Annotated in this window: 4 protein-coding genes and 2 tRNA genes; 3 read left to right on the top strand and 3 right to left on the bottom strand. The window is 64.1% G+C overall.

What is annotated here, in order from left to right; all coding sequences use genetic code 11:
* Positions 1-621: 621 nt before the first annotated feature.
* Both FVW20_RS03350 and FVW20_RS03345 read left to right on the top strand, forming a co-directional pair.
* A tRNA-Arg gene (locus FVW20_RS03350) sits at positions 622-698 on the top strand.
* A 916-nt stretch (positions 699-1,614) separates the two neighbouring features.
* On the top strand, positions 1,615-3,270 hold the full coding sequence (locus FVW20_RS03345) for an L-lactate permease (RefSeq protein WP_196608292.1): 1,656 nt from the start codon (positions 1,615-1,617) through the stop codon (positions 3,268-3,270).
* A gap of 528 nt (positions 3,271-3,798) precedes the next feature.
* On the opposite strand, the gene FVW20_RS03340 is transcribed toward FVW20_RS03345, so the two are convergent.
* The 3 genes from FVW20_RS03340 to FVW20_RS03330 form a co-directional block, all read right to left on the bottom strand.
* Complete coding sequence (locus FVW20_RS03340) at positions 3,799-5,025, bottom strand: glycosyltransferase family 2 protein (protein WP_196608291.1); 1,227 nt, start codon at positions 5,023-5,025, stop codon at positions 3,799-3,801.
* Positions 5,026-5,226: 201 nt separating this feature from the next.
* Complete coding sequence (locus FVW20_RS03335; protein ID WP_196608290.1) at positions 5,227-5,844, bottom strand: LysE family translocator; 618 nt, start codon at positions 5,842-5,844, stop codon at positions 5,227-5,229.
* 67 nt (positions 5,845-5,911) lie between these two features.
* Positions 5,912-5,987, bottom strand: a tRNA-Ala gene (locus FVW20_RS03330).
* 494 nt (positions 5,988-6,481) lie between these two features.
* On the opposite strand from FVW20_RS03330, the gene lgt reads away from it, so the two are divergent.
* Positions 6,482-7,279, top strand: a complete 798-nt coding sequence (lgt, locus tag FVW20_RS03325; RefSeq protein ID WP_196608289.1) for a prolipoprotein diacylglyceryl transferase — start codon at positions 6,482-6,484, stop codon at positions 7,277-7,279.
* Positions 7,280-7,319: the final 40 nt, after the last annotated feature.

Raw genomic sequence — 7,319 nt, 5'->3', positions numbered from 1 at the left:
GCCAGCACCTGCCGGGCCGCGTCGGACACCACAAGGTGCACCTGCACGCCGCCGGGCAGGGCGGGCGCGGCGTTGCGCAGCCCGCGCAGCAGGGTGACGGCCAGTGGCATGCCGCTGGCGCCGGATATGCCGACCACGAAGCGTTTCATGAAATCTCCGGAATCATGCCCGCCTCCCTGCGCTGCGTGATGCCGCCGCGCGGTGTGCGCAACCGGTACGACCGGCACGACCGGCACGACCGGCGCAGACCGTGCCCGCTGACGTCCGCAGGCATTCTGTTATGCGGACCGGGCCGATGCCGTGCAGCCGGTGTGGAAGAATCGGACGGACGGCGGTCGGGCGGGAGGGGCGACGCAATGGGGGTGGGTGAGGATGTTTTTATCGAAAATGTGCACGACGCGCCATGCCTGCAAGGCCGTCCGAGACGTTTTTTTTCAAGACCGTCACACATTGGCGGCCATTTACCCGTGTCGGGAAGGACAGGCACGGCAATCCGGAGCCTGCCGGTCGTGTTCGCGCTGCGGCGTGCGTGGCGGGGCATGACGCTGCGGGCACGGTGGGTGCCGGTATCACATATGTCTTGACAGTGCCGGTGGGCAAGCGATAGTTGTCCCGTTTCGCGGGCAATTAGCTCAGATGGATAGAGCGTTGGCCTCCGGAGCCAAAGGCCACAGGTTCGAATCCTGTATTGCCCACCACGCGACCCTTGGGGGCGTTTTCGCATAACGGCGGAAACGCCCCTTTTGCGTGTCCGCTGTTTTTTGCGGCGCCCGCGTGTTTTGCTCCGCGCATTCCCTCTGCGGTCCCTCCGTGCCCCTCCTGTGGTCCCCCTGTCCCACTCTGTGGGTCAGTTTCGCAAAAAAATAACGCTTCGCGCCAAAAAAATTTATCCGTTTTTCCGGACGTAAATGACCGGGCACATTCCTGCATTGATGTGATACATCGCTATTGAATAGCGAGCAGGCACGCCATGTGATGCATGGCAGTGCGCGCCCCCGCGCGGCGCCACGCCCGCAAGCCGCCACGGCACAAGGCAAACGGACCGTGGCAGGTCTTGCCGCCGGGGGGCGCCGCCCCGCTCCGTCGTCCGTTGTGGGCCAGGACATGTCTGGGGCATGCAGCGCGCCAGCTTTCGCGGTGACAAGAGGCTGCGATGGCTTTCCTGCTGCGCATGCGGAACGTCATACCGACAAGATGTAACCCTTGAAAAAGCACTTGAAGGCAAATGGGTGGAGTAAAAACAGTACGTAGCGTTTTATCAAGAGTCAGTATGATGGAGAATGGTGTGGAAAAATGGCACGCATGAATTGTTGTATTCAGGCATAAAGGCAGGATCTGACTACTATGTTTTGCGTATATGAGTGTGCATTTCATTGTATTTCTACTGCGTGAAATACAATAAAGATATTGATTGTATAATCAGTGAATTAGTGTGCGTCCCATATTGCGGAATGGGTATGATTTTTCCTTGAAAATACACGCCATGTCTGAAAAAAAAGATTGGCCTTCCCTTCTTGAAGTCGTTTTTTCCATGGGCTAATGCGACCATCAAGAGCAAGCCCATGGGCTGGGGCCGGTGCAGGCCCTCATCATAATCCGTAAGGGAGGAGTTTCATGAACTGGGTGCAGAATTACGATCCGCTCTCGAACATTCTTTTGTCGGCACTGGTCGCCGCCGTGCCGCTGTATGTTCTTTTCTACATGCTGGCCGTGCGCCGCGCGAAGGGTCACTTCGCCGCCGCCCTCGGCACTTCCGCGGCCGTGCTGCTCGCCATCCTGGTGTGGGGCATGCCCGTGAACCTGGCCATCAATGCAACCCTGTACGGTGCAGCGTACGGGTTGTTCCCCATCGTCTGGATCGTCATCACGGCGGTGTGGATCTACAACATGACCGTTGAGTCCGGCGAATTCGAAATCATCAAGGATTCGCTGGCACGCCTTACCGATGACCGCCGCCTCCAGGCCATCTTCATCGCCTTCGCGTTCGGTTCGTTCATCGAAGGCACCGCAGGCTTCGGCACCCCGGTGGCCATCACCGCCGCCATGCTGGTGGGCCTGGGCTTCAACCCGCTGTACGCCGCGGGTATCTGCCTTATCGCCAACACCGCCCCGGTGGCCTTCGGCGCCATCGGTATTCCGGTCATCGTGGCTGGCCAGGTGTCGGGCCTCGACACCATGCACATCAGCCAGATCGTGGGCCGTCAGCTGCCCTTCCTGTCGATCATCGTGCCCATGTGGCTGTGCGTGACCATGTGCGGCTTCAAGCGTTCGCTCGAAGTGCTGCCCGCCGTGCTCGTGGCTGGCGTGTGCTTTGCCGGTTCGCAGTACGCCTTCTCGAACTTCCACGGCCCGACCCTGCCCGACATCATGTCGGCCATCATCACCATCATCGGCCTCGTGCTGCTGCTGCGCGTGTGGAAGCCTGCCACCACCTGGCACTTCCCCGACGAAACCCCCTCGTCCGTCACCGGCCCTTCGCCCTACTCCTTTGGTGAAATCCTGCGCGCCTGGACGCCTTACATCATCCTGGCCATCATGGTGTTCTTCTGGGGTCTGCCGGAAATCAAGCCCTTCCTCGACGGAGCCCTGGGCGCCGGTTTCACCCCGCTGGCCGCCAAGGGCTTTGCCTGGCCGGGCCTGCACAACGCCATCGAAAAGACCGCGCCCATCGTGGCCGCCAATGCTCCGTACGGCGCCATGTACAAGCTGAACGTCATCTCCGCCGCCGGTACCGCCATCCTGTTCACCGGCCTTGCCGCGGTGCCCATGATGCCCAAGTATGGCTACGGCCAGGCCATTTCCTGCCTGTTCCGCACCATGCATCAGCTGCGCTTCCCCATCCTGACCATCGGCATGATCCTGGGCCTTGCCCAGATCATGAACTACTCCGGCATGAGCTCGACCATGGGCCTCGCCTTCACCAAGACCGGCTGGCTGTTCCCGTTCTTCTCGCCGCTGCTGGGCTGGCTGGGCGTGTTCCTGACCGGTTCGGACACCTCGTCCAACGCGCTGTTCAGTGGTCTGCAGCGCACCACCGCCACCAGCGTGGGCATGGATCCGCACCTGGCCGTTGCCGCCAACTCTTCGGGCGGCGTTACCGGCAAGATGATCTCGCCCCAGTCCATCTCGGTCGCCACCGCGGCCACCAAGATGGTCGGCCAGGAAGGCCAGCTGTTCCGCTTCACCCTGTGGCACTCCGTCGCGATGACCGCGTTCATCTGCGTGCTGACCATGCTCCAGGCCTACCCGCTGAAGTGGATGCTGCCGTAGCGTGACAGGACTTTCGTCCGAAAGCGCGGGGCGGGCATGAATGCTCCCGCCTGCCCCGCGCCCCGCGTGCACCCGCCGGGCGAAAAAAAAGCACCCCCTGGACCTGGTCCGGGGGGTGTCCTTTTTGGGAGGACCAAGCAGGATGACCCTGACGACAGCATGTAGCCGCGCCGGGTGGCGCACGACCGGCGGCGGGAAAAGGGCCGCCCGCCCTTTTTTCGCTGCGCGGGGTATGGGCGTGCGGCCTGCTTGCCGCCCTTGAGCTGCCGAATGATGCCCCCGACAGGACCATCTGTTCCGACAGCTCGCGCACCGCACAGGGGGTGCGTGCCACGCCGTCGACAGACGGTCGGGTGAATGCGCGCGGAAGTTCGTTGGACAAGGGCAAGGCTGACGGGAACGTGAGGACAACGGTGCGCGATGTTCCCGGCTTGCAAGTTGGCACACAGTCAAAATGAGGAGGCGGGAGGGGGAAACGCCGTGGCTGGCGGGGAGAAGCGCGGCAGAGAGGCGGGCATCCGCCCTGGCCTACCAGATGCCGAGGCCGCGCCTGGCGTCGATCCTGCGCAATTCGGCGTATTCCGGGCTGGCGGTCTGCTTCAGGATTTCGCAGGCAAAGCGGATGTACCGTCCCGCATGCAGGGCCTTTTGGCGCTCGCCCAGTTTGTCCAGCGCGTAGAAGCGCTGATAGTGCGAACGCACCGAAGGCTCGTGCCGCAGAAGGTTGTCGGCCTCGGCCAGGACCATGTCCTTGCGGCGCAGGGCCAGCCAGGCCAGCATGGTCAGCCAGCCGGCGCTCCAGCAGTAGCCGTGGGCGTTGCGGTACAGCACGGCGTGCAGCAGGGCCGCGTGGGGCCGCCCGTGGGCCAGGTGGTTTTGCACCGTGGCGTACAGTTGCGCCTCGTCCACGCAGGCGGTGTCCACGTCCAGATGCGGATCATCCCGATAGGGTTGGCCGGTATCCACGGCCCGGCGCAGCCGCAGCGAGCGCTGGTGCGGCAGGGGCCGCCAAGTGGCAGTGGGACGGGTGGCCTGGCGCCAGAACCCCTCCAGCTTGCGCAGATCGCTGAACTCGTGATTGTCGGCGCGGCCCCGGCGCATCTTGGCCTCGTAATCCTGCTGCGACTTGAACAGGTAGTGGTTCAACTGCACGATGTCCGCCGTGAAGGGGGCAAAGGCGCTGGTCACCGGGCTGCCGTGCTCGTCCACGCAGCCGTGCCCGGGCGCGAAGAAGAACTGGTGCGGGTCGCGGGCGCACTCTGTGCGGGCGGGCTGCACAATGCTTTTCACGTGCAGGTTGTCGGGCTCGTTGTCGGTGAAATATTCCGGGTAGTCGTCCAGGACGAGCCCGCCCGGCCTGCCCAGATGCCCGGCGGAGCCGTGGGTAACCCAGTGCACGGCGAGGCCCGCGTGGGCCTCGTACTCGAACAGCAGCAGGCGCGCGTCGGCGTGGTGCTTGAGGATCAGGAATTCATCCGCGTCGATGAAGGCGATCCAGCGCACCTTGCCGCGATAGTCCTGAATGCACTGGGTGTAGCAGGGCATCTGCATGCTCTTGCCCACCACCCGGTACACGTCCACGATGCCGCGTGTTACGTATTCCTGCAGGGTTTCGCGCACGGGGATGGTGCTTTCGTTGTCGTAGAAAATGAATTTTTCGAAGCCGATGGCGTGGTGATAGGCCACGAATTCCGGCAGGGAAAGGTGTTCGTCCTTCACGATGGCGCAAATGGCCGCGTAATGGCTGCATCCCATGCTGTCCGACTCCGATGGCAGGGGGTGTGGCACCGGTGACGTGGCGGGTGCCGTGCTACGGGTGTGCAGGATGCGGGAGCGGGGCGTCAAGCGGGAAGGGCGATGCGGATGATGGGGCGGAAGGCGAAATGCCGAAGCGGTGGGGCCTGTATGCCGGGATCGGGGGGGGGCGACCCGCTTCGGGGGTGAGGTTCTGGACCCTTACCGCCTGCTTGCCGCCAGCATGCCCGCAGCGCCGAACAGGATGGCGGCGGTGGCCTTGTGCTGGACGTGCTCCAGCGACCGGCGCCGCAGCCAGCGGAACACCCGCGCCCCGAACAGGGCGTACGACACCGCGCTGCTGCCCTGGATGACGAAGAAGCTGCCCGCCAGGATGCAGAAGTGCGCGGTGTAGTGGGCGGGCTCGATGAATTGCGGAAAGAGCACGGTGAACACCAGGATGGACTTGGGGTTGGACATGCCCGTGGCAAAGCCCAGGCAGAACTGCCTGCGCGGCGTGGGGGCGTGGCGGGTGCCCGCTTCGTCCCCGGCCATGGGCACGGCGCGCCAGTTCTTCAGGGCCAGCACCATCAGATAAGCCACCCCAACCCATTTGATGCAGTTGAACACCATCACCGAGCCCTGCACGATGGCCCCCAGCCCGAAATACACCACCACCATCTGCACGCAGTAGGCGCACGAACCGCCCAGGATGGCGGGCACGGTACGGGCAAAGCCGTTGCGCACGCTGGTGGACATGGAAAACATGGTCATGGGCCCCGGCGTGTACGCAATGGCCGTCATGAGCAGGAAATAGGTGAACCAGGTGCCGAATGCCATGCTGTTCTCCCTTGTGGAACGCAAAAAGGCGCAGGGGTTACCCTTTCGGATAACCCCTGCGAAATTCTGGTGGAGCTGAGGAGAATTGAACTCCTGACCTCTTGAATGCCATTCAAGCGCTCTCCCAACTGAGCTACAGCCCCAAGCGGAAGTAGGTTCTTGCCCGAAACCCCTCGGGTTGTCAACAGCATTGTGCGCACTTCGCACGAATTGGCCGGATTCCGGGGAATCGTGGAACGCATGGGGCGCGTGGAGTGCGCCGGACTGGCTGAAGGGAGTGGGGCGGGCGGCATGTTCTGGCGAGGCCGGTCGTATGTGGCACTTGTTCATGGTATGCACGGGGTGAGTGGAGGCGCGCGGCGGCTGCCGGATGGCTGTCGGGCGGCAGTTGGTCGATCGGGTAGCTGCCGGGTGCGTTCCTTCCGGTCGGGCGTGTGGCTGTTTGCTGTCCGCATGATGGCGGCTCCGCATCCCGCGTGACCCGGCATTGACGGAAGCGGGCGCGGGTCGTACCACAGCCTCGGGTATTGCGCCCCGGGCGCGGCCAGTGGCGCAAGCCCGTGATGCCGTGCCGCTGCGGCACCCTGTGCCCGGCGCATGTTCCCTTTCCGCAACCCAAGCATCACCGGGAGTCCAGATGCTCGCATACCCCCGCATAGATCCCGTGGCCGTTTCCATCGGCCCGTTGCAGTTCCGCTGGTACGGGCTGATGTACCTGTTCGGCTTCGTCTCCGGCTGGTGGCTGGGCCGCCGCCGCGCGGCGCAGCCCGGCAGCGGCTGGCACCCGCAGCAGGTGGACGACATGGTCACCTGGGCCATCTTCGGCGTGGTGCTGGGGGGACGGCTGGGCTACATCCTGTTCTACGACCTGGCCTACTACGTCAGCCAGCCCGCCGCCATCTTCCAGATCTGGCACGGGGGCATGTCCTTCCACGGCGGGTTGCTGGGGGTGTTGTTCGCGGTGTGGCTGTACGCCCGGCGCGCAGAACGCGAATTCCTGTCCGTGGTGGACTTCGTGGCGCCGCTGATTCCGCCGGGGCTGTTCTTTGGCCGTATCGGCAACTTCATCAACGGCGAGTTGTGGGGCGCGCCCACGACGCTGCCGTGGGCCATGGTGTTTCCCGACGGCGGCCCCTTCCCCCGCCATCCCTCGCAACTGTACGAGGCCGCGCTGGAAGGCGTGGTGCTGTTTGCCGCCGTATGGTGGTTTTCCGGGCGCAAGCGCCCGGTGGGCGCGGTATCCGGCCTGTTCGGCGTGCTGTATGCGATATTCCGCTTTGCCGTCGAATTCGTGCGCGAGCCCGATCCGCAACTGGGCTACCTGGCCTTCGGCTGGCTGACCATGGGGCAGGTGCTGTGCCTGCCGCTGTTCGGCGTGGGGCTGTGGCTGCTGCTGCGCAATCGCGGCGCTGCGGAAGGGCCTGCCGCCAGATAGCGGGGGCGACCACCCTGCGCCCGCTGCGGCGCGGGGCGGG

Origin of the sequence: Nitratidesulfovibrio oxamicus, from assembly GCF_015731765.1 — a bacterium.
Taxonomy (GTDB): Bacteria; Desulfobacterota; Desulfovibrionia; order Desulfovibrionales; family Desulfovibrionaceae; genus Cupidesulfovibrio; species Cupidesulfovibrio oxamicus.
This window is presented reverse-complemented; position numbering and strand designations above follow the sequence as displayed.

Coding starts and splice junctions, on each gene's coding strand:
- FVW20_RS03345 (WP_196608292.1), top strand. CDS start 1,615: ATGAACTGGGTGCAGAATTACGATCCGCTCTCGAACATTCTTTTGTCG.
- FVW20_RS03340 (WP_196608291.1), bottom strand. CDS start 5,025: ATGGGATGCAGCCATTACGCGGCCATTTGCGCCATCGTGAAGGACGAA.
- FVW20_RS03335 (WP_196608290.1), bottom strand. CDS start 5,844: ATGGCATTCGGCACCTGGTTCACCTATTTCCTGCTCATGACGGCCATT.
- lgt (WP_196608289.1), top strand. CDS start 6,482: ATGCTCGCATACCCCCGCATAGATCCCGTGGCCGTTTCCATCGGCCCG.